The following is a 21403-nucleotide window of genomic DNA, read 5'->3' as shown; positions in this document are numbered from 1 at the left end:
TAATGACTAGGCTTATGCAACTTATTTCGATTGTCATCGAAATAAAAACACCCTAAGCGCCAATGCGGCGACTTAGGGGTTCGTTCGATGATTATCTCACATGCAGGAACTGACGGAAAAGGAAGACAGCCTTCAGCTTCAATAAATCATTAACCTTTTTAAAATCCACTTGCAGAAGATCACTAATTTTCTCTAACCGATACGTAACCGTATTACGATGAATGAATAATTGCTTAGCAGCCTCACTAACTTGGCCGTCGTTACGAATAAATACTTCCAGTGTACGAATCATTTCTTGTGAATACTCGGGGTCTTTCTCCAAGAGCGGGCGTAGAATCTTAGCACAATAATCTTCCATCATGGACGAAGACAAATGTTGAAAAAGATGAGCGAATTCGATCGTTTCATAATGAAGAACGCGATCCGGCAAATTCAACTTATCGGACATCCGCTGCGTTTCGCCGCATTCCAGATACGCTTCGCGCAAAGCAGTTGGTTTCACTTTCAATGAAGAAGTGTAGAACACCATGCCATCCCCATCTGATATACTCCCCGCATCTCCATCATATTTACTTAACAGCTGCGACAGCTCTTCTTCAGGGAATCCATCCGCTTGCGTCGTTGAATAAATCGAGAACATGCGATCCTTCAGTATAAAATGGTGACCACGCAAATTACTTGTTTTCGCATGAGCTTCCATGTAATGCTTCAAATCCTTCAGCTTCTCGTTCGTCGAGTCCGCTACTAGACTCTCTTTCTTATTTTTCCCGATGACACATTGATACGCGCCCGTGAAGATGAATAAGCCTCTCGCTTCAGCCTGTTCCATAAACTCCTCTAGAGATGTTCCTTTGTCGAGATAGCGGATCAGATTATTTTGCAAATCGCGCTCTGCGGATGCTTCAACGTGAGAGCGGAATGTGTAGCTCATATGAAAAGTAAGAATATCGGCAGCTTGTTGGAAAAGCCCTTCCTCCACTGTAGCTAGGAGCACTGCATCTGGAATTATGAGCAAATGACCTAACGGCTCATCATCTTGTTGTTGCAAGCCAACGCGATACGCACGGTCTTTGCCTGCATACACCCAGCCTGACTTCCGTTTCTTCGGCCAATTCTGAGCTAATTGATCAGAACTCCATGCACTTGTATTATATAAAATCTGCCCTCTTGCTCCGACAACCGCCATGGGATAGCCTAGAATTTCGCTGATAAGTTGAAACATCGATTGCATATTATCTTGCTTAAGACCGAATTGCATCAGCTTCTTTTGCTTATCGAGTACGGTTTGCAGCAGCTCTGTATTTCGGCGGTATTCCGCATTAAATAACGCATTCATTTGATCGGAAAAGGTAAATTGAAACGGCATTTCAATAATTGGAAAATGTAACCGATCCGCTTCGTCCATCACAATTTGCGGCAGCTCCGTCCAAAATCTCCCGAGCTTAATTCCTAGACCCGCGGCTCCGCGGTCATTTAATTTGCGCAGGAGGTTGACGGTTTCTTGCGGGCTATCTTTCATGGCGAAAGCAGTTGTAAACAACATCTCACCTGATTTAGTCCAATCCGCAATATCCGGCGCGTCCATCACATTGACTGATTTAACGATACGAGATTCCCCTTGTTTGCCGGCCACCAATTTTGCTTCTGTTAAAGGATAAATCGCTAACGCTTCACGAATGGTAAGATGCATCGTGCTTCCCCCCTATGCCTTTTTAACGATTATAGGATGACCTGATACGTCCAGTCAATGAGTTTGTGTCATGAAACATGACATTTACAAAGTATTTATGAAATTTTCATGAAATTTCATTATTAGATGTCATATAATATGACATTAATGCACGCAAAAGAACCCTCACCACCACAGACCTCATGGTTTCGAAGGTTCCATTTCACAATGTCGTGTAGCCTTAAATCACCCGAAATGAGCCTGTGCCCATCGTACCTAGATTGCCTTCACTGTCAACTACACGAGCCTGCGCTGTGATCATTTTACGCGATTGATGTACTAGCTCCGCTGTTACAAATAATCTTCCCTCATAGAGCGGGGATACGAAATGAACACTCAAATTCGTCGTTACCACCTTCTCTTCGGGTCTCGCAATCATCGCAATAATTCCCATCGCCGTATCCAAAAGAGAAGACGTCACACCGCCATGTACCATCCCAATCGGATTGAGATGATGCGGCTTCGCATCTAAAGCAATTGTAATGATATTGCCCTCCATGCTGACAAATTCACAGCCCAGATACCCCCAGAAGGTGGACTCCGCTGCGGCGGCGAGCTGCTGCAATTTTCTCGTTATACGATCATTTCCATCATCCATTGGACTCCCTCCACTTCTTTGTAAAGGGCTGCCCCTTTATCGAAAAGCGAAGTGAGGCTCACTTCACTTTTTCGCTTCCTCTTCTAATAATTGACGGCGCAGCACCTTGCCAATCATTGTCTTCGGCAGGGTTTGGCGGAATTCCACCTTGCGAGGTACTTTAAAAGCTGCCAATCGCTCTCGGCAAAAGACATCTAATTCCTTCTCCGTCAGCGTCATGCCTTCACGCAGTACAATAAAAGCTTTCACCGTTTCACCGCGATACTCATCTGGAACGCCTGCAACAGCCGCTTCCAGAATCGCTGGATGCTCGTAGAGCACCTCTTCAATGTCCCGCGGATAAATATTAAATCCGCCCGCAATTATCAAATCCTTCTTCCGATCCACAATGGAGAAGAAACCATCCTCATCCATACGTCCCATATCTCCGGTATAGAGCCAACCGTCTTTGATCGTCAGAGCTGTTTCTGGTTCCCGGCGCCAGTACCCTTTCATCACTTGAGGCCCCTTGATGATAATCTCACCGATTTCACCTATCGGCAGTTCCTCACCCGTAGCGGAATCCACCACTTTGGTGTCCGTATCTGGAAACGGGACGCCGATCGACCCTATTTTACGATAACCCCAAATGGGATTCGCATGCGTAACGGGCGAAGCTTCCGTCAGACCATAGCCTTCGATTAATTTACCTCCGGTCAGTGATTCAAATCGTTCTTGAACCTCTAACGGCAGCGGCGCTGAACCGCTTACACAAACATTGATGGAGGAAATATCTAAATCCTTCACTCGCTTATGATTGATCAGCGCTACATACATCGTAGGAGCTCCTGGAAAAATCGTCGGTTTGAGCTTATGAATCGTGTCCAAAATCAAATCAATATCAAATTTCGGAATTAGAATGAGCATTCCCGCACGATAGATCGCTTGATTCAGCAGTACAGTCAATCCAAAGACATGGAAGCAAGGAATTGCACCTAGGAAGCGATCTCCTTGAGGCTGTACACGATAGCACCAGTTACTCGTTTGGTAGGTATTGGCAATAAGATTCGTGTGCGTCAGCATAACACCCTTGGAGAGCCCCGTCGTCCCTCCTGTGTATTGAAGAAGTGCGATATCTTCGTCCGCATTCACATTCTCACAGATGGGCATTTTGGAGGCTAGGCGCAGCAATTTCTTGAATGCATACACGCCTTCGCCATAGGCGACATCGAGCTTAGCGCCATCTTTTTTCATTTTAATCGGATACAGAAGATTCTTAGGGAAAGGCAAATAGTCCTTGATGGATGTAACAATCACATGACGCAAATACGTTCTTGATTTCGCCTTCTGTACGCGATCGAACAGCAGATCCAGAGTCACGATGACCGTCGCCTCCGAGTCGGAGAGCTGGTGAACCAGCTCTCGCTCCACATACAGCGGATTCGTCATGACCACAATGCCACCCATCATCAGCGTGCCGAAATAAGCAATAATCGCCGAAGGACAATTCGGCAGCATAATCGATACGCGTTCTCCAGGACGTACCCCAAGATCCAGCAACACGTGGGCAAATTGATAAGACGCGGTGAGCAACTCGCGATACGATATTTTTTTTCCCATGAAATATAAAGCAGGCCGTTCGGGATATTGACTTGCGGAATCAACCAGCAGACGTGCCAGATTATGTTTCGGGTACTCGTAAGTCGGCGCCACTTCCGATGGATAATGACGCAGCCAAGGCTTTGTCTCCCTCATACAAAACCATCCCCTTCAGGTTCATGACAACGAGAATCATCCGATGAATTTCTCACCCTGAATTACACGTGCAGCGATGTCGCGCTTCAACCCCACTGTATTCACACTGCTCCGTCTAGACAACTTCTTCAGCATAGAAAGCTGAGTTCGAAGCACATCTCCTTCTTCCATCGTACTGAGCGCTTCTTTCGCATATGCCTCTATTTTGTCAAAAGCCTCATGAACAAACACGGTTGTAAGCTGAATCGCATTGTTCGCTTTGGCTTCGCCATTCTTGTGTATCAGCTTTTGCGTACGGAGCAAACCGCTTTCTGCAGCAAAAATTTGGATCATCATATCCGCAAGATTACTAAGCACCTCTTGATTTTTCTCTAGAGCCATCCCATATTTCTGAACAGCAAGCCCCCCAACCATGAGAAATACCTTCTTCGCCATACTGACCATATGCGTCTCTTCGGCTAACGTACCCTCGAACGTCTGACCTGGCAGGTATGAAAGTAATTCCGCTTGCAGTTCTTGTGCTTTTTGCAGCAAAGGCAGCTCGCCTTTCATCGCTTTTTTCACCAAGGTCCCCGGAATGAGCAAGCGATTAATTTCATTCGTTCCTTCGAAAATTCGATTAATACGGGAATCGCGATAAATGCGCTCGACTTTGTATTCTTGAATAAAGCCATAACCGCCATGAATTTGCAGCCCTTCATCGGCTACGAAATCAAGTACTTCTGAAGCAAATACCTTATTAATGGAGCATTCGAGTGCGTACTCGGAAATGCCTTTGGCCGACGTCTTCCCTGCATCGGGACTCGTGTGATCAATATCCTTAAGGATGTTGTCAAATAGACCTGTCGTACGGTATACCATGCTTTCAAGAATATAGGTTTGGATATTCATTTCCGCCAGTTTTTTACCAATTAAAGGGAAACGTGAGATCGGTGTTTGGAACTGCTGACGCGTATTCGCATATTTCACGGCAAGTTCAATCGTTTCTTTGGATGCACCGAGGCAGCCTACGGCTAATTTATAGCGTCCGATGTTCAAAATATTAAAGGCAATCAGATGACCTTTCCCGATTTCTCCGAGCAAGTTCTCTACAGGAACCTTCACATCTTCGAAAAAGAGCGGGCGTGTCGATGAGCCTTTAATCCCCATCTTTTTCTCCTCAGGGCCCATTGTAAAGCCAGGATCCCCTTTTTCCACGATGAACGCGGTGAAGTCCGTGCCATTGATTTTGGCGTATACGATGAAAATATCAGCAAATCCGGCATTTGTAATATAGAGCTTGGATCCGTTCAACAGATAGTGCTTCCCATCATCGGATAAGCGAGCTGTTGTTTTCGCTCCAAGGGCATCCGAGCCTGAGGTTGGCTCTGTCAGGCAATAAGCGGCGATTTTGGCACCTGTGGCTAAATCAGGCAAATACTTTTTCTTCTGCTCTTGTGTCCCAAAGAAAACGATTGGGAGTGTGCCGATCCCGACGTGTGCACCAATGGATAGGGCAAACGAGGAAGCTCGGGCTAAATTCTCGCTTATGATGGTGGAGCTGACCTTATCTAAACCAAGGCCGCCGTAAATCTCAGGCACATCTGCACCGAGTAATCCTAGATCGCCTGCGCTGCGCATTAATTTCACGGTTAAATCATAATCCAGCTTCTCTAAGTGTTCGTCATTCGGCAAGACTTCCCCGTTCACGTAGTCACGTGTCGTTTCGGCAATCATACGATGTTCTTCGGTGAAATCCTCCGGCGTTACAATCGATTGAAAATCAAGGTCTGAAATGACAAAGCTTCCGCCAACGATTTTGTTCGTCATGAGTCAACTCTCCTTTGAATGGGGTGGTTCTATGCATAAAGGTTGATTGAGATGAATCCGCTGTTCATGATGAGATACACGCTAATGCTAAAGGATCTTTCTGCCGCTACTCGGGGCTATGCACTTGAAAAACGCCAGCCGCTCCCATGCCGCCGCCAATACACATGGATACAACGCCATACCCGCCGCCTCGCCGCTGAAGCTCGTATATCAAGCTTGTCGAGAGCTTCGCTCCTGTGCAGCCTAACGGATGACCGAGGGCGATCGCGCCGCCATTCACGTTCACTTTCTCTTCATCTATACCTAACTCGCGCACGATATGAACACATTGGGAAGCGAAGGCCTCATTGATCTCGAAGAGATCGACTTGATCTTGGGTAATCCCGGCCATCTGCAGCGCTTTAGGGATCGCTTTGACGGGTCCGACACCCATGATTTCCGGCTCCACGCCGGAAAGGGCGAAAGACAGGAACGTCGCCATCGGCTTCAGCCCGAGCGCCTCCGCGCGCTCACGGCTCATCAGCACGGCCGCCGCTGCGCCGTCCGACGTCTGTGACGCGTTACCCGCCGTCACAGAACCGCCCAAGCTGAACGCTGGTTTCAGCTTGCTCAGGGTCTCCACGGATGTATCGGGGCGAACACCCTCATCCGTGGCAAACACGTACTCCCGAACGTAGGCTTTGCCTCGTTCGTCAACGCCCTTCACGCTCGTGCTCACCGGCACGATCTCATCGACGAAGCGGCCGGCTGCGATGGCCGCCGCCGCCTTCTGATGGCTGCGCGTCGCGAAGCCATCCTGCGCTTCGCGCGAGATGCCGAAGCGCTCCGCTACGGCTTCGGCGGTATGCCCCATGCCCATGTACACCTCGGGCATGGTCTCGACCAGCCGCGGATGCGGCGAGAGCTTGAAGCCCGTCATCGGGACGTGGCTCATGCTCTCCACGCCTCCGGCGATGATCACCTCGGCGTGGCCGAGCATGATGCGCTCTGCCGCATATGCGATGGCTTGCAAGCCGGAGGAACAGAAGCGATTGACCGTGATCGCTGGCACGGTCACCGGAAAGCCCGCGTACAGCGACATGGTGCGGGCGAAGTTCAGCCCTTGCTCGCCTTCGGGCATCGCGCAGCCAATGATAATGTCCTCGACATCACCCTTGTCGAGTCCCGGTACACGCCGTACTGCCTCTTCGAGTACGGCTTTGCCCAGATCTTCCGCGCGTGTTTGCGCGAAGCTGCCTTTTTTCGCGCGCCCAACGGCGGTACGGGTTATAGATACAATGACGGCTTCCTTCATCGAACTCACCTCTTCAGGAATAATTGGATATAAATTCCATATCACTGCGTAATACTCGCTTTATACTGCACGCCGAAACTCTCTCCCATCATTACTAACAACCTAATTCCTCAAAGCTTTCCCCTTGGAAAGCATATACTGCATCCGCTGCTGCGTTTTCTGCTCCCCACATAAGCTCAAGAAGGCCTCTCGCTCCAAATCGAGCATATATTGCTCACTGACTAACGTCCCCGCTGGTATATTCCCTCCCGCCAACACATGCGCAAGCTTATTGGCAATCAGCTGGTCATGCGCAGAGATATAGCCACCTTTCCGCATCGTGTATGCGCCAACCTGCATAACCGCTTTCCCATTCTCGCCAACGACGCGAATCTTCTCTTGCGCCGGTGGCGTATATCCCGCTGCATCCATACGAAGCACCGCCTGCTTCGCTTCGTAAATCCGATGATCCGGATTAACAACAACCGAATCCTGCGCTCGCATGTAGCCGAGCCGTTTCGTATCATGGCCGCTTGTGGACACTTTGGCCATCGCCACCGTCTCGAAAACCGCATTGATCCAAGGCTGCAGATCGACCTCAGGGTCTTTTACTTGTTGGCTGGCAAGAAGAGCCAGCTCCTTACAGCCACCGCCAGCAGGTATCAGGCCTACCCCCGTTTCAACGAGTCCATAATATGTTTCCGCCGAGAAAATCGTTTGATCCGCCGGCATACACGCTTCTACACCGCCGCCAAGTGTCATTTTATGAGGAGCAGCAACCACCGGTTTATCCAGTCTTTTCAGCTTTAGCATCGCGTTCTGGAACAATCGAATGATGCCATCCACTTCGTCCCATTCACCATCCTGCGCTTCCATCAGCAACAGCATCAAATTGGCTCCTACGCAGAAATTTTTACCTTCATTAGCGACAACAAGCCCACGGTAATTACTGCGAACCTCATCCACACTTTGCTGAATCATCGTCAGAATATCCGCACCAATTGCATTGTTAGGTGAATTAAATTCCAAGCAAGCTACTTCGTCACCGATATCGATCAAGCTCGCGCCGCTATTGGAACGGATGACTTTGTTTTGCTGTTTGAGCGCTGCTAGCGATATGATCTCAGGACTTGATTCGACTTCACGAAGCTCCTCATGTCGAATCGCAAAGGTTCGGCCTTCTTTCCGTTCATAAAAGCTATCATGGCCCGCCGCTATCCAAGCTTTTACCCACGCAGGGACTGTGTCGCCTTCTGCTTCCATGCGTTCCACAGAACGCTTCAAACCGATCGCATCCCATGTTTCAAATGGCCCTAACTCCCAATTAAAGCCCCATTTGAGCGCGTTATCGATGTCCACAATGTGATCTGCGATTTCATCACGTTTTTCAGCGGCATAGAGGAGTACAGGTTTCAAAATGTTCCACGCCAGCTCGGAATAACGATCTTTCCCGCTCAGAAGCGCTTTGATCTTCGCAATCGTTCCCTTCGCCTGTTTCGAAGCTTCCAAAGACGCCGAAGTCACTTTACGACTAGCCGCATAGTCCATCGTCGTTAAATTCAAAGCCTGAATTTCCTTACCTTCCGCTGACTTCACTTTTTTATAAAATCCTTGGCCTTGCTTCTCACCAATCCAGCCTTTGGCTACCATCTCTTTCAAAATGGTCGGTGTATCAAAGACACCCTTCTCAACTGGATCCGTTACAAGGTCGAATACATTGTTCGCGACATGAACGAAAGTATCCAAACCAACCAAATCCAGTGTGCGGAAGGTCGCACTTTTCGGCCGGCCCATGGCAGGTCCCGTGACTGCATCCACTTCTTCGACCGTATATCCTTTAGTCAACATTTCCCGAAGTGTAATGAGGAGCCCATACGTACCAATCCGATTACTTATGAAATTCGGAGTATCTTTTGCTTGCACGACGCCTTTCCCCAGCTTTTTCTCACAAAATTCGGACATGAACGCAACAATTGCTGGATCCGTTCCCTCATTCGGAATAATTTCCAATAATTTCATATACCGCGGAGGATTAAAGAAATGAGTCCCAAGAAAGTTTTTCTTAAAAGCTGCCCCAGCGTTTTCCACCATGGCATTAATCGAAATTCCTGAAGTATTGGAGGAGACGATCGTGCCCGGCTTCCACACAGTTTCAATACGCGTGATGAGCTCCTGCTTGGCTTGCAAATTTTCAATGATCACTTCAACAATCCAATCCACACCACTCAGCTTCGACCAATCATCCTCAATATTCCCAGGCGTGATTCGTGAGGCAAAAGCTTCGCTGTACAGCGGAGCTGGATTCGTTTTGGCAAGTTTCTCCAAGGCACTTACCGCGAATCGATTGCGCACTTTAGGATGATCAAGCGTGAGTCCTGCGGCTTCCTCTTGCGGCGTTAACTGCTCCGGTACACGATCCAGCAATAAAACAGGAATACCTACATTGGCCAAATGAGCCGCAATTCCGGAACCCATCACTCCGGAGCCGATGACGGCTGCTGTACGAATAGTTGTCATGCGCACATCTCCTTTAAAGTTTTCGGTAGAAAACTAGCTTGGAAAGCATTCATTCCGTTTTTCTTTGGAAAAACTAGCTTCGAAAAGCAATCACTATCCCGTTTTTTCAGTCAAGCCAAACACCGATTGTGCAAGAATTTCCGCGATATCTCGCGCTTTTACCCTTTCCTCTACTTCTTTCAACTTCGTGCCATCCTCCACCATCGTTAAGCAATAGGGACACGCTGAGGAGATTATCGTCGGCTGAACACTCAGTAGCTGCTCCGTACGCGCCACATTCACTCGGGTACCCGCCGTTTCTTCCATCCACATCATGCCGCCACCAGCACCACAGCACATACTGTTCTCACGCGAACGCGATTGTTCCACAAGTTCCACGCCAGGAATAGCGCGCAGCACATTCCGTGGCTCCTCGTAAACTTCGTTGTAGCGGCCTAAGTAGCAGGAATCATGGTACGTAATGCGCTCTTTCACCTCAAATTGCGGCGTTAAGCGCCCTTCTTTGACCCACAGGTCCAGCAGTTCGGTATGATGAAAAACCTCGGCGGTTAAGCCAAAATCGGGATACTCATTTTTGAACGTATGATACGTATGCGGGCATGTCGTGACGATCTTCTTCACCTTGTACTTCTGGAACGTCGCAATATTATCTGCACATAACTGCTGAAACAGGAATTCATTCCCCATACGGCGCGGGGTATCGCCGGAATTCCTCTCCTCATTTCCTAATATGGCAAAAGAAATACCAGCCTCCTTCATTAATTTCACGAATGCATGGGTGATCTTGCGACTGCGATTATCATAGGCTCCCATTGAGCCGAGGAAAAATAGATACTCGAACGACGGATTTTCTTTGACGGTTCTTACTTCAAGCGCATCTTCAGGGTCCACCTCTTTGACCCATTTCACACGGTCATTTCGAGAGATACCCCACGGGTTGCCTTGTCTCTCGATATTTTGCAGTGCACGCTGCCCATCATGTGGCATACTGCCTTGTGTTAGCACCAAGTGCCTGCGCATATCAATGATTTTATCCACATGCTCATTCGCAACAGGACATTGATCTTCACAGTTCCGGCAAGTCGTGCAAGCCCAAAGCTCTTCTTCAGTGATCACATCGCCGATCAGTTCGACCTCTAACGGGTTTCCATGTGACTCTGGCGCGAACACCATCGCAGGTACCCAAGGAGATTTCGAAGTAATGGCTGCACCTTTCTCCGTCAGATGATCGCGAAGCTTGGTAATGAGGTGCATCGGTGACAACAGCTTACCTGTTGTATTTGCAGGACACACGCTCGTACATCGGCCGCATTCTACACAAGAGTAGAAATCCAGCATCTGCTTTTGCGTAAAATCCTCGATTTTACCTACACCGAATGACTCCGCCTCTTCATCCTCCAAATCCAGTGAAGTCAGCTTGCCAGTCGGCTCCGTACGCCGAAGCAAGATATTGATTGGAGCCGTAATGATGTGAAAATGCTTGGACTGCGGCACATAGATGAGGAAAGAAAACAGAATCATCAGATGCATCCACCAGCCTGTATAGAAACCCACAGTTGCCGCAGATGTAGATATCCCATCGAATATGGCTGCCCAAGCTGATGTTAGCGGAGCGTAGCCTGATGACGGAAGACCTTCCCGCACCCGTTCAAAGCCCCCGCTCACGACAACGGATAACATCAAAAACAGAATGAAAAACACAACAATACTTGGTTTCCAGCCACGTTTGAGACGTTTCAGCTTCTCCACGTATCGACGATAGGTTGCATATCCCATTGCCAGCACGATCAACCCAACCGTTATTTCTTGGATGAGGGTGAAGTATTTGTACCCCGGTATCGGTAACCCTCGGTCAATTAATCCTTTTAAAATAAGGTCCAACGCGCCTAGCTGTAGAATAATGAAGCCATAAAAGATCACGATATGCATAATGCCGCTCTTTTTATCCTTCAATAACTTCGTCTGGCCAAACACTTGAACCATAAATCCTTGAAGCCGTATCTTCGCTTCCTTTTTCAAATTCACCGATTTCCCCAACTGGATATATAAATATCGGTGGTAAACGACCCGGCCGAACCCATAGAGCGCCAAACCCGTTACCGCCAGAAAAAGGAGAAATTGAATCAGCGTACCGGTCATGGAGGAGCCTCCTTATTATTTAATTGTTAGCGCTTTCATCACCCTATCAGAAAAAAGCAAATTTCCATCATCCCTTTTTCAAATAAGAGTAGAAACGTGCTTCATTGTGAAGAGTAAGCCGACAAACCTCCCTACTTGCTTGGTTAAGCGGAATAAGTCGTTGACAAGGCGTACTGCGTATTTTATGATGAAATTACGAAATGAATGAGTATTCATTCACCAATATCTGTATTCTAACACCGAGGTGATCTCCTTGACAAGTGGCAAAAAACCAGACAAGTATTACGCGATTCTGGAGGGCGCCATGAAGGTTTTTGCAGAAAATGGTTTCCATAAATCACAAGTTTCTCGCATTGCCAAAGAAGCTGGCGTCGCTGATGGTACCATTTATCTTTACTTCAAGAAGAAGGAGGATATCCTGACTAGTCTGTTCCAGGAAAAATTAGGCGAGCTCGTTGAGAAATTCAATCGTGCCGTAGATGAAAGCGCCAGCGCGAAGGATGCGCTTCGCAAAATCTGTGAAATTCATTTCAGCGAGCTGGAAACGAACATTCATATGGCCTACCTCACACAAATTGAGCTGCGCCAAAGTGATTTGGAGCTACGCAAAGAGATTGGGCTTGCCCTCAAGAGATATATTATCCTCATCGAAAATATATTAGAAAGAGGTAAGAAGGATGGCAGCTTCCGTCCCAATCTAGATGTGAAACTCGTGAGGCTTCTTATTTTCGGCGGCATGGATGAAGTCGTTACTTCTTGGCTCATTTCCGGCCAGAAATATTCACTAACGGCTCAGGTTGGCCCTACACTTGATTTTTTCTTAAGAGGAATTGAAGTCTGAAAATGGATGCAAGAACAACCATGTAACGTTCTTATTTCATGTATATTCAGGAGGGAGCCTCACTATGGACATTTTTGTATTATTGAAGCAAACGTTTGATACAGAGGAGAAAATCGTCTTACAGAATGGCGCCGTACAAGAAGATGGTGCGAAGTTTGTGATCAATCCCTATGATGAATATGCGGTTGAGCAAGCCATTCAGCTGCGCGATGAGCATGGCGGTAAAGTGACTCTTCTCTCGATCGGGCCTGATCGTACCGCAGAAGCACTTCGAACAGCGCTAGCGATGGGTGCTGACGAAGCTGTCTTAATTTCCGATGATCGCATCCAAGGCGATGAATACGAAATAGCAGAAATACTCGCACAGTATTTACGTGATCAGACTGTGGATCTTGTGTTAGGCGGAAATTTCTCCGTCGACAATGGCGCAGGTCAAGTTGCGATACGTCTTGCCTCCCTGCTCCAACTGCCTCACGTTGCTTCGATTACCAAATTGGACATTACTGGCGATAAAGCGCTCGTTCACCGCGACGCCGAAGGCGACATTGAAGTCATTGAGGTGCCCCTCCCTGCCCTCTTTACAGCACAACAAGGGCTGAATGAACCACGGTATCCTTCCCTCCCCGGCATCATGAAAGCGAAGAAAAAGCCATTTCAACACTTAACTCTTGATGATATTGCTGGTGCAGATGCCATTGTCAGCAAAACAGCACGTCTATCCTTATCCCTACCACCTGAGCGTAAAGCTGGCCGTATTCTCAAAGGTGAGCTTGCCGGCCAAGTAACCGAACTTGTGCAAGCACTGCGTAACGAATCCAAAGTGATCTAACCGTACTCATCAACGTTACTCCGAAACTATGAAAATGTAAGGGGAGGCTACAACGATGTCTAAACAATTTCTCGCAGTGGCAGAAGCTCGCAGTGGCAAGCTTCGTCAAGTATCCTTTGAGGCGTTACGTGCTGCGCAGCTTTCTGCTGAGGACGGGGATTCTCTCGCCGCAGTACTCATTGGCGGCATCGGTAGCAAAGCTTTGGCTGGTGAGCTCGCCTCTTATGGCGCGGATACGATCTATGTTATTGAAGATGCGCAGCTTGAGAGCTATAGCTCGGAAGCATACCTAAGTGCGTTAATGGCCGTTGTCGCGGTTGCGGGGCCTAATGCTCTGTATTTCGGCCACACCGCGGTGGGCCGCGATCTTGCACCACTGGCCGCAGCTTCGCTGGCTGCCGGCCAAATCTCCGACGTTACCGCCATCGAACGGACTGGCGACAACGTGTTGTTTACGCGACCGATGTATGCTGGCAAAGCGATCGAAAAGAAAGCGTTTACCGACCCAGCTTCACCATGGGTCGTCACGGTAAGACCGAACAACATCGCAGCCGCCGAGCCTGACGCTTCGCGCCAAGCTGCCATCATCGATGTTGCCTATCCCGCCCCCTCCCTGCGCAGCATCATCCGAGAGGTCGTGAAGAAAACGTCCGGCGCCATCGACTTGGCAGAAGCCAAGATCGTGGTCTCCGGCGGACGGGGCGTGCGCAGCGCCGACGGGTTCCAGCCGCTCGAAGAGCTGGCTGCCGTCCTAGGCGGCGCGGTTGGGGCTTCCCGCGGAGCCTGCGACGCGGGCTACTGCGAATACGCGATGCAGATCGGCCAGACCGGCAAGGTTGTGACGCCGGAAATTTACATCGCGTGCGGCATTAGCGGCGCCATTCAGCATCTGGCGGGGATGAGCTCTTCGCGCGTCATCATTGCCATCAACAAGGATGCTGAAGCGCCGATCTTCAAAGTTGCTGACTACGGCATCGTCGGCGATCTGTTCGAGGTCGTGCCGCTGCTGACCGAAGAATTCAGGAAGCTGCTGAGCTAATACATCAGCACATCAATCACAAAAAGCTCATGCCAATGGCATGGGCTTTTTGTGATTGTACTTTTTGAGGAAAGCCACTAATCGTGACACACGCATAAAATATGCATAAAAGGCAGATATTACATAAATATTTCCGGATTAATAGGCTATTCATAGCACAGATGGGGAAGTCGATATGGATCAATCAAAAGGAAAAATCGGTTTAGTATCTATCATTATGGTCATGATGCTGTTCAATGGAATGGTCAGTCATGTGATCGCTAATCCGTTGATTCTGGATGCATCAGGTAGAGATTCATGGATAACTGTCATCTTGACGGCTGTCGTCTATCTCCCATGGTGTGCCCTTATTGTTTATATTATGAAGAAATCAGGCCAACAGCAGCTACAGACATGGCTGTCGAACCAAACAAAGCCTTGGATCGCTTGGCTGATTTTAGCACCAATCTGTTTAGAGTTGTTTTTTATCGGGGGAATGACCGTTATTCAAACAGAGATTTGGACCATTACGAATTATTTGCCTGCGACTCCTCCCTATGTTTTGATCATTGCCTTGCTCTTCGTTTGTTATTATTCAGCCAAGCATGGTATTCAAACGATCGCTATATGTGCCGGTATCTTGCTCCCCACTGTCGTTATGCTGGGATTTTTCGTTTCTATTGCCAATACCTCAGAGAAAGATTGGCGACTGCTTCAACCATTTCTTGAGCATGGTTGGAAACCAGCGATGAACGGAATGATCTATTGTGGAGGTGCACTAGTAGAAATCATCATGATGCTCATACTCCAGCACCGTTTGAAATCGCAGATGCGTGTATGGCAAATGATCTTGCTAGGGGCCATTCTTGCCTTCATCACACTAGGACCACTGATCGGTGCAATCACGGAATTCGGCCCTCAAGAAGCAGCCAAACAGATGGTTTCCCCTTATGAACAGTGGCGTCTTGTCAAAATTGGTTCGTATATGGAGCACCTCGATTTCTTGTCGGTCTATCAATGGTTGGCTGGGGCAACTGTGCGAATAAGCCTAGCACAGTTTATGCTGGCCGATTTATTTTCATTTAAGAACGCCAGCAAGCGCAGTCGCTTCATTCTGCTTATATCACTTTGCTATCTTGCTTTCTCTTTGATTGTAACAAAATTTACTACATTCTATTTATGGATGTATAAAATCTATTTCCCTGTTTTTTTGACTACCAGCATGATCATTACGATCGTTTTGACTGTCCTCGCATGGATGAGCAAAGCTGAGAAGGAGGGAACCGTATGAGTGGTACACGAACAAACGATATAACCAGGGAGCAAATGCTGCGGCAAGTATTTGCAAATTGCGCTGATGTGCAAATTGAGGTCCACCTCTTCGCTGAAGATGATCCGTCATCTATGGTTATGATGATCTATGGCGAAGGATTGTGCGATTCCGTTCAAATAGGGAATACCGTCCTGCCAGAATTGAATGCGATTTATCAAGAAAATGGCTTCGAATATTTGCAGAACGGCTATGTACTCGGTGCCTTACCGCTCATTTCCTATAACGGAGAAGCATCGGAGCAAGAAATGACAGATGCCGTTTTTCAAGGGGATCTTCTGCTCATTTTTTTAGCTTCGGATGCGATGTACAAGCTTAATATTTGCAATCGTCCACAGCGATCACCCGAGGAATCGAGTATCGAAATCTCCATTAAAGGGCCAAAAGATGGGTTTGTTGAAGATTTGACAACGAATATTGCCCTGATTCGCAAACGAATACGGAGTAATTCGTTATGCTGTGAAACCTTCATCCTCGGCAGAAGAACGCGAACCAAAGTCGGCATACTGTATATCCAAGACCTTCTGGCTCCCGATATACTAGCAAAGATCCGTACCCGCTTGAATAAAATCGATGTCGATGGCATTTATAGTATCAGCCAATTGGAAGAAGCCATTGCCGATTCGAAATATGCGCTATTCCCATTAAATGATACGACGGGGAGGCCCGATTATGCAGTTAGTTCTTTGCTGGCGGGGAGGTTTGTCCTTATTGTCGATGGCAATCCCGTGATTCTAATTGCACCTGCAACCTTTTCTTTAATTTTAAAATCTCCTGAGGATATTCATTTTCCCTTTCAATATGTCGCATTCGCACGTGTGATTCGGTTTTTAAGTTTTTGGATCTGTGTATGTTTACCTGGATTTTGGGTTTCCCTCACGGCCTTTCATCAAGATCAAATTCCTTTTCGGCTTATGTCGACGATATCACTCGCTCGCATTGGGTTGCCCTTTTCTGCGCAAATGGAAATGTTCACCTTGCTGTTTCTCATTGAAGTTTTCCGAGAAGCAGGTGTTCGAATGCCTAGCTCTATTGGTCAAACCTTAACCGTCATTGGCGGTTTAGTCATTGGCGATGCCTCGATACGCGCAGGGTTGGTATCGCCCTCTGTTGTTGTTGTTGGAGCCATAACGGCAATTATGGGAGCTACGCTTGTCAATCAGACGTTAGGTACTGTTGTTAGTATCATTCGACTGATTGTCTTTCTTATTTCTGCCGTTATTGGCATGTACGGACTTATTTTGTGCATGATTTTGTTGGGTTTGCACATGTCCAGACTTCGATCATTCGGTATCCCTTTCTTATCACCGTGGTCTCCACTTATTTTTAAAGACGTATTTAGGAGTTATTTAAAGTATCCTTGGGATAAAATGAAATCGCGTCCTCAAGAGCTGCATACGCTCGATTCAGATCATCAAGGAAAAGATACAGAATGAGGAAAATAGGTCTATTTATTCTCATTATGGTACAATTATTTCTGTTGACGGGTTGCTGGAATTCAAAAGATATCCAAACGATGGCCTATGTAACGGCGGTTGGCATGGATTACGAGAACGGTAAATACGTGACTTATGTACAAGTTCTCAATTTTGCTAGTTTTGCCAAAAGCGAGTCCGCCATGATGGGGAAAAATATCCCTTCATGGATTGGGAAAGGCGAAGGCGTAACGGTTACTGAAACTTTTAATGCGATATACGAAACTTCTCAGTTGCGCGTGTATTGGGGCCATGTGAAGGCGATTGTTTGCACAGAGCGATTCCTAAAAAATACGGATCGAGTTAAAGAAGCTTATGATATGGTAAACAGGTATCGAGAAATCCGCTATAACGTTCTGTTTTATGGTACAAAAGAGTCGATGAAGGATATATTTGTACAGAAATCAATCCTGAATTTATCACCTATCGATTCTTTATTAGACAGCCCTTCGCAAATTTATTCGCAGCGCTCCTACATTACACCTCATGAGGGATTCAAGGTGATTTCAGAGATCAATGAAGCCGGCCAATCCGCTTTGATGCCTTCCATCTCCCTTGATAAACATGCCTGGAGCGAAGACGAACATCCCAAATCGATGTATAGAATTGACGGGGCTTTTTATTATTCACAAGACAAATATTTAGGTTGGATGTCTGAACATGAGCTCCAAGGATTTCGATGGCTGGAAGAAAAACTGCAGCGTACTTCCATTAATATTCCAGATTCGAATAATCCTGTCGCGGCACTTGTCTTGATTAAGCCAAAGTCGCGTATAATTCCTGTTATTCGGGATGGTCAAGTCTACTACACGATTAAATTACACATTAATGCCTATATCGATGAAATTGTAAAAGATACCCCTATTAAAGAAATGGAGTTGTTAGCAGCGCAAGTGATTGAGGATCAACTTAGAAGTACATACGCGATTGGACTGAAAAAGAAGATAGATGTGCTGCAACTTGGTGAAAGACTTTATAGGAAATACCCAAAAAAGTGGCATGAACTTAACAAGGAAAATGATTTCCATTTGAATGCCAATTCCCTTGATACAATCACGGTTAAGGTTCAAGTCGTACACTCTGGAAAGTACAAAGATAGAGCCAATTGAGTAGCCCGAAATTCAGAAGTCCATACCGAACAAAATTAACTACTTTCGAAGGAGCAACTTAGATGCCACTAACACCACAAGAAGTCATTCATCAATTTTTCGCACGCGTTCGTTCCGGCAAGCAGCCCGATGCAGCACACGATTACATGGCAGAGCAAGTTCTCGCCCATCAAATGACAGCCGAGAAAGAAACAACCGTACATCGCTCGCCTACGAATTACGCTGATCACGTTAGAGAAATGATCGAAGCTTACGGCTCCTTTCAGTTAGAAATTCAGGAACTGCTCGCACAAGAGGATCGCGTGTATGTCCGTTGGAAACAAACAGGTACACATATCGGAGAAGTAGATGGCTATGCTCCGACAGGGAAAACAATTATCGAAATCGCCAGCGCCGTTTATCGTATCGCGAATGAGCGAATCGTCGAGTATTGGATACAAATTGACCGCGAAGGTATTCGCGTACAACTCGAGCGTAACGCGAAATAGTTACACCTTTTTCCCCTTTCCCCTTTCCCCTTTCCCAGTCGAGTCTTCCATACATATCGTAATCAGCTCGTTTCAACACAAAAAAGCTGTCCCTCACAGGCATTTTGCCCAAAGGAACAGCTTTATTCGTGTTAGCTACTTGTTATTTTTCTCAACCCATTCATCCAGCTTAGCTGTAATATCCTGCATAACCTCGGCCCGATTGATCTCATTCAGCATTTCATGCCTGCCACCAGGGTACAATTTATAACTGAGATCTTGAACGCCAAGATCCTCATAGGCTTTAATTAGCTTTCGCACACCTTTGCCATGTCCACCAACGGGATCATCCTCGCCTGAGAAAATATAAATCGGTATATCTTTCCGAACTCGATTCACATGCTGGGCTTGATGAATTTCTTTCAGTCCCTTGAAGAAATCTCGAAAATACCCTGAAGTAAACACAACCCCACAATAGGGGTCATCGATATAAGCATCGACTTCCTGCTCATCCCTGCTCAACCAATCGAATGGTGTGCGATTCGGCTTAAAGTGATTATTAAATGAACCGAATGAAAGTGCGGTTAGCAGCAAGCTGCGAAAATGATCGCCTCGGAAAGCAGCCTCCAAGGTTGCAATAGCAATACCGGCATTCAGCGCGGCGCCTTCTTTGCCATTTGACCCTGAAAGAAGAATGCCTTGAACATGGTCAGGATACTTCTCCATATGAGATACGAGATAATGCTGTGTCAAAAATGACCCCATACTATGCCCTAGTACATATAAAGGCAGGTGCTTGGACTCTATTCCTCGTTCTGTGGACTCACCAGATTGCCATTTATCTTCGAAAAGCGAACGAATTTGTAACGTGATTTGCCCCATCACAGCCACCATGGCATGAAACCCGTCCTTACCATATTTGCCCACTGCATCGGGTGATCCTGCTGTTAAACCGTGCCCCAAATGATCATTGGCATACACTGCATACCCTTGATCCGTTAAAACACTTGCCAATCGCTCATATCTGGCAGCTGTTTCTGCCATGCCATGGGCAATTTGTACGATCCCCTTTACGTTGATGCCTTCTGAAGGAAGCCATTCGTACACATAGTGATTGATTCCCTGCGCATCTTCCCAAATAAAGTGCCCCTTACGCATAAGACTCCCCTTCCACATTCCACTGTCCTTCTCTGTTTAGTATAAGTCTTCTGACGCATGAAAACAGCCCCCTTTCCGAAGAAAGAGGGCTCCTGTATGAGTGCAAAGGATAACTAAACTTTACTTTTTTGCTTCGTTGATTTAACTGCTTGCAATGGAGCTTGAGCCTGCGGGGCTGCCGCGGTCTCAAATCTTTTTCTTTCTGTTTTATCAATTTGTGTGATCTTCCCATCATGAACAACAATTTGAACTGAACCATATTCTAATCCGTCCAAAATTTGTTTAATGCGTCCTACCCAAACTTCATCTAGTTCCAGTGGTTTCGCCATATTTTTGCCTCCAAGTCGATTAAATTGTCCAATCGTTCCATTCTTTATTTCGTTTATAAGAAAAGCTCAGCCAATCTCCGGTCTTCTCTAACAATTCAGTTGTAGATGGTGTCGTTGAGTACGTATGGTTCGCTTGATAAATGAGTTCAAGATCACATTGCCCTTGTTTACGCAACCAAAACATCTTCTGATAGAGCGGAGCGTAATCGACTGGTATTGTTTCGTCAGCTGTCCCATGTACCACAAATACGTCACCTGCAAATTTGCGCAATTGCTCGAACGGTTGGTGCTGAGATAAGGATTCGAAGAATCGGCTTGTTAATGTATAGCCATGATGGTCAATTGTACCGCCTAGCGGTAGTTTCTCGTATTCGTTCTTGCCAACAATGCGCATAATATCATTATGAGGATGTGCAACTGCTGACCAAAGTACGAGTGTTTTCACGCGGTGATCTTTAGCAGCGGTCAATACAGCTGCCGCTCCACCTAGACTATGTCCAAGCAGAATAACTCTACTTAAATCCACGCAATCGATTGAAACGCCATAATCGATCACTCGACGTGTTTGTTCAATTAGAACATCTAGCCCGCCTGCACCATAATCGCCCGTGCTCTCACCACAGCCGCCATAGTCAAAACGGAGAACAAAATAACCTTGCGCACTGAAAGAACGAGCTGCCTTTACAAAAAGCCGGTCAACACCGATTCGACTCCCAATAAATCCGTGACAAATAATGATTAAGGGCCAGCGCTGACAATCGGCTTGTGCCGCCGTATGTTGATCTGTGGGGTAATGTAGCGTTGCAGCTAATTCGACGTCGTCGCTTTGAATCGTGATGGCATGCTCCATGTTGGTAACTCCCTTTCATTACTCATATTATTCTGATGAATTTACTCGGATTTAGAAGATAAAACCATCTTAGCATGTGAAGTTTCAGGTGTCAATGCATCTTTGGCTTAATTATCCAAACATTTTTCATGGATATTCGTCTCGTCAATTTTGACCTTTTTAGAAAATTAACTCCTTACTATTATATGCAAAAAGAAA

Annotated in this window: 17 protein-coding genes; 7 read left to right on the top strand and 10 right to left on the bottom strand. The window is 46.9% G+C overall.

The genetic code is table 11. The features are described 5' to 3' along the window. Positions 1–91: 91 nt before the first annotated feature. The 7 genes from A8709_RS15015 to A8709_RS14985 all read right to left on the bottom strand — a co-directional run bounded on the left by A8709_RS15015 (position 92) and on the right by A8709_RS14985 (position 11799). On the bottom strand, positions 92–1690 hold the full coding sequence (locus A8709_RS15015) for a PucR family transcriptional regulator (RefSeq protein ID WP_065853174.1): 1599 nt from the start codon (positions 1688–1690) through the stop codon (positions 92–94). A gap of 220 nt (positions 1691–1910) precedes the next feature. Beyond that, complete coding sequence (locus A8709_RS15010) at positions 1911–2327, bottom strand: PaaI family thioesterase (RefSeq protein WP_065853173.1); 417 nt, start codon at positions 2325–2327, stop codon at positions 1911–1913. Between the two features lie 63 nt (positions 2328–2390). Beyond that, a complete protein-coding gene (locus A8709_RS15005; RefSeq protein ID WP_065853172.1) occupies positions 2391–4061 on the bottom strand; it encodes a long-chain-fatty-acid--CoA ligase in 1671 nt (556 codons plus the stop codon). A gap of 36 nt (positions 4062–4097) precedes the next feature. Next, a complete protein-coding gene (locus A8709_RS15000; protein ID WP_065853171.1) occupies positions 4098–5870 on the bottom strand; it encodes an acyl-CoA dehydrogenase family protein in 1773 nt (590 codons plus the stop codon). Between the two features lie 106 nt (positions 5871–5976). Continuing rightward, entirely contained in the window at positions 5977–7164 is a 1188-nt protein-coding gene (locus A8709_RS14995; protein WP_065853170.1) for an acetyl-CoA C-acyltransferase, read from the bottom strand. 102 nt (positions 7165–7266) lie between these two features. Beyond that, entirely contained in the window at positions 7267–9660 is a 2394-nt protein-coding gene (locus A8709_RS14990) for a 3-hydroxyacyl-CoA dehydrogenase/enoyl-CoA hydratase family protein (protein WP_065853169.1), read from the bottom strand. Between the two features lie 93 nt (positions 9661–9753). After that, entirely contained in the window at positions 9754–11799 is a 2046-nt protein-coding gene (locus tag A8709_RS14985) for a (Fe-S)-binding protein (RefSeq protein ID WP_065853168.1), read from the bottom strand. A 253-nt stretch (positions 11800–12052) separates the two neighbouring features. Here A8709_RS14985 and A8709_RS14980 point away from each other — a divergent pair, with 253 nt between their 5' ends. From A8709_RS14980 to A8709_RS14950, 7 genes are all read left to right on the top strand, one after another. Further along, a complete protein-coding gene (locus A8709_RS14980) occupies positions 12053–12640 on the top strand; it encodes a TetR/AcrR family transcriptional regulator (RefSeq protein ID WP_279615865.1) in 588 nt (195 codons plus the stop codon). 64 nt (positions 12641–12704) lie between these two features. Continuing rightward, positions 12705–13469: an electron transfer flavoprotein subunit beta/FixA family protein gene (locus A8709_RS14975; RefSeq protein ID WP_065853166.1), complete on the top strand. Its 765-nt coding sequence runs from the start codon at positions 12705–12707 to the stop codon at positions 13467–13469. A gap of 55 nt (positions 13470–13524) precedes the next feature. Then, positions 13525–14508 carry an electron transfer flavoprotein subunit alpha/FixB family protein gene (locus A8709_RS14970; protein ID WP_065853165.1) on the top strand — a complete coding sequence of 328 codons (984 nt, stop codon included), beginning with the start codon at positions 13525–13527 and terminating at the stop codon, positions 14506–14508. 175 nt (positions 14509–14683) lie between these two features. Beyond that, positions 14684–15778: a GerAB/ArcD/ProY family transporter gene (locus tag A8709_RS14965; RefSeq protein WP_065853164.1), complete on the top strand. Its 1095-nt coding sequence runs from the start codon at positions 14684–14686 to the stop codon at positions 15776–15778. Beyond that, positions 15775–17253 (top strand): spore germination protein, encoded by a 1479-nt coding sequence (locus tag A8709_RS14960; RefSeq protein ID WP_065853163.1) that lies wholly within the window; start codon positions 15775–15777, stop codon positions 17251–17253. Before A8709_RS14965 ends, A8709_RS14960 begins: the two co-directional genes overlap by 4 nt. Next, the gene (locus A8709_RS14955; RefSeq protein WP_084224951.1) at positions 17250–18401 is read left to right on the top strand and encodes a Ger(x)C family spore germination protein; all 1152 of its coding nucleotides are present in this window, start codon (positions 17250–17252) and stop codon (positions 18399–18401) included. The genes A8709_RS14960 and A8709_RS14955 overlap by 4 nt, the downstream gene beginning before the upstream one ends. A gap of 62 nt (positions 18402–18463) precedes the next feature. After that, on the top strand, positions 18464–18889 hold the full coding sequence (locus A8709_RS14950; protein ID WP_065853162.1) for an ester cyclase: 426 nt from the start codon (positions 18464–18466) through the stop codon (positions 18887–18889). Between the two features lie 135 nt (positions 18890–19024). Here the strand turns inward: A8709_RS14950 and A8709_RS14945 are convergent, their stop codons facing one another. The 3 genes from A8709_RS14945 to A8709_RS14935 form a co-directional block, all read right to left on the bottom strand. Then, entirely contained in the window at positions 19025–20026 is a 1002-nt protein-coding gene (locus tag A8709_RS14945) for an alpha/beta fold hydrolase (protein WP_065853161.1), read from the bottom strand. Positions 20027–20139: 113 nt separating this feature from the next. Then, positions 20140–20355: a YezD family protein gene (locus A8709_RS14940; protein WP_065853160.1), complete on the bottom strand. Its 216-nt coding sequence runs from the start codon at positions 20353–20355 to the stop codon at positions 20140–20142. A gap of 19 nt (positions 20356–20374) precedes the next feature. Beyond that, the gene (locus A8709_RS14935) at positions 20375–21205 is read right to left on the bottom strand and encodes an alpha/beta hydrolase family protein (RefSeq protein ID WP_065853159.1); all 831 of its coding nucleotides are present in this window, start codon (positions 21203–21205) and stop codon (positions 20375–20377) included. Between the last annotated feature and the right edge of the window lie 198 nt (positions 21206–21403).

The sequence above is a fragment of the Paenibacillus pectinilyticus genome (genome assembly GCF_001700435.1).
In the GTDB taxonomy this organism is placed as follows: domain Bacteria; phylum Bacillota; class Bacilli; order Paenibacillales; family NBRC-103111; genus Paenibacillus_E; species Paenibacillus_E pectinilyticus.
This window is presented reverse-complemented; position numbering and strand designations above follow the sequence as displayed.

Coding starts and splice junctions, on each gene's coding strand:
- A8709_RS14995 (WP_065853170.1), bottom strand. CDS start 7,164: ATGAAGGAAGCCGTCATTGTATCTATAACCCGTACCGCCGTTGGGCGC.
- A8709_RS14945 (WP_065853161.1), bottom strand. CDS start 20,026: ATGCGTAAGGGGCACTTTATTTGGGAAGATGCGCAGGGAATCAATCAC.
- A8709_RS14940 (WP_065853160.1), bottom strand. CDS start 20,355: ATGGCGAAACCACTGGAACTAGATGAAGTTTGGGTAGGACGCATTAAA.
- A8709_RS15010 (WP_065853173.1), bottom strand. CDS start 2,327: ATGGATGATGGAAATGATCGTATAACGAGAAAATTGCAGCAGCTCGCC.
- A8709_RS15000 (WP_065853171.1), bottom strand. CDS start 5,870: ATGACGAACAAAATCGTTGGCGGAAGCTTTGTCATTTCAGACCTTGAT.
- A8709_RS14935 (WP_065853159.1), bottom strand. CDS start 21,205: ATGGAGCATGCCATCACGATTCAAAGCGACGACGTCGAATTAGCTGCA.
- A8709_RS14985 (WP_065853168.1), bottom strand. CDS start 11,799: ATGACCGGTACGCTGATTCAATTTCTCCTTTTTCTGGCGGTAACGGGT.
- A8709_RS14970 (WP_065853165.1), top strand. CDS start 13,525: ATGTCTAAACAATTTCTCGCAGTGGCAGAAGCTCGCAGTGGCAAGCTT.
- A8709_RS14960 (WP_065853163.1), top strand. CDS start 15,775: ATGAGTGGTACACGAACAAACGATATAACCAGGGAGCAAATGCTGCGG.
- A8709_RS15005 (WP_065853172.1), bottom strand. CDS start 4,061: ATGAGGGAGACAAAGCCTTGGCTGCGTCATTATCCATCGGAAGTGGCG.
- A8709_RS14975 (WP_065853166.1), top strand. CDS start 12,705: ATGGACATTTTTGTATTATTGAAGCAAACGTTTGATACAGAGGAGAAA.
- A8709_RS14965 (WP_065853164.1), top strand. CDS start 14,684: ATGGATCAATCAAAAGGAAAAATCGGTTTAGTATCTATCATTATGGTC.
- A8709_RS14955 (WP_084224951.1), top strand. CDS start 17,250: ATGAGGAAAATAGGTCTATTTATTCTCATTATGGTACAATTATTTCTG.
- A8709_RS14950 (WP_065853162.1), top strand. CDS start 18,464: ATGCCACTAACACCACAAGAAGTCATTCATCAATTTTTCGCACGCGTT.
- A8709_RS14990 (WP_065853169.1), bottom strand. CDS start 9,660: ATGACAACTATTCGTACAGCAGCCGTCATCGGCTCCGGAGTGATGGGT.
- A8709_RS15015 (WP_065853174.1), bottom strand. CDS start 1,690: ATGCATCTTACCATTCGTGAAGCGTTAGCGATTTATCCTTTAACAGAA.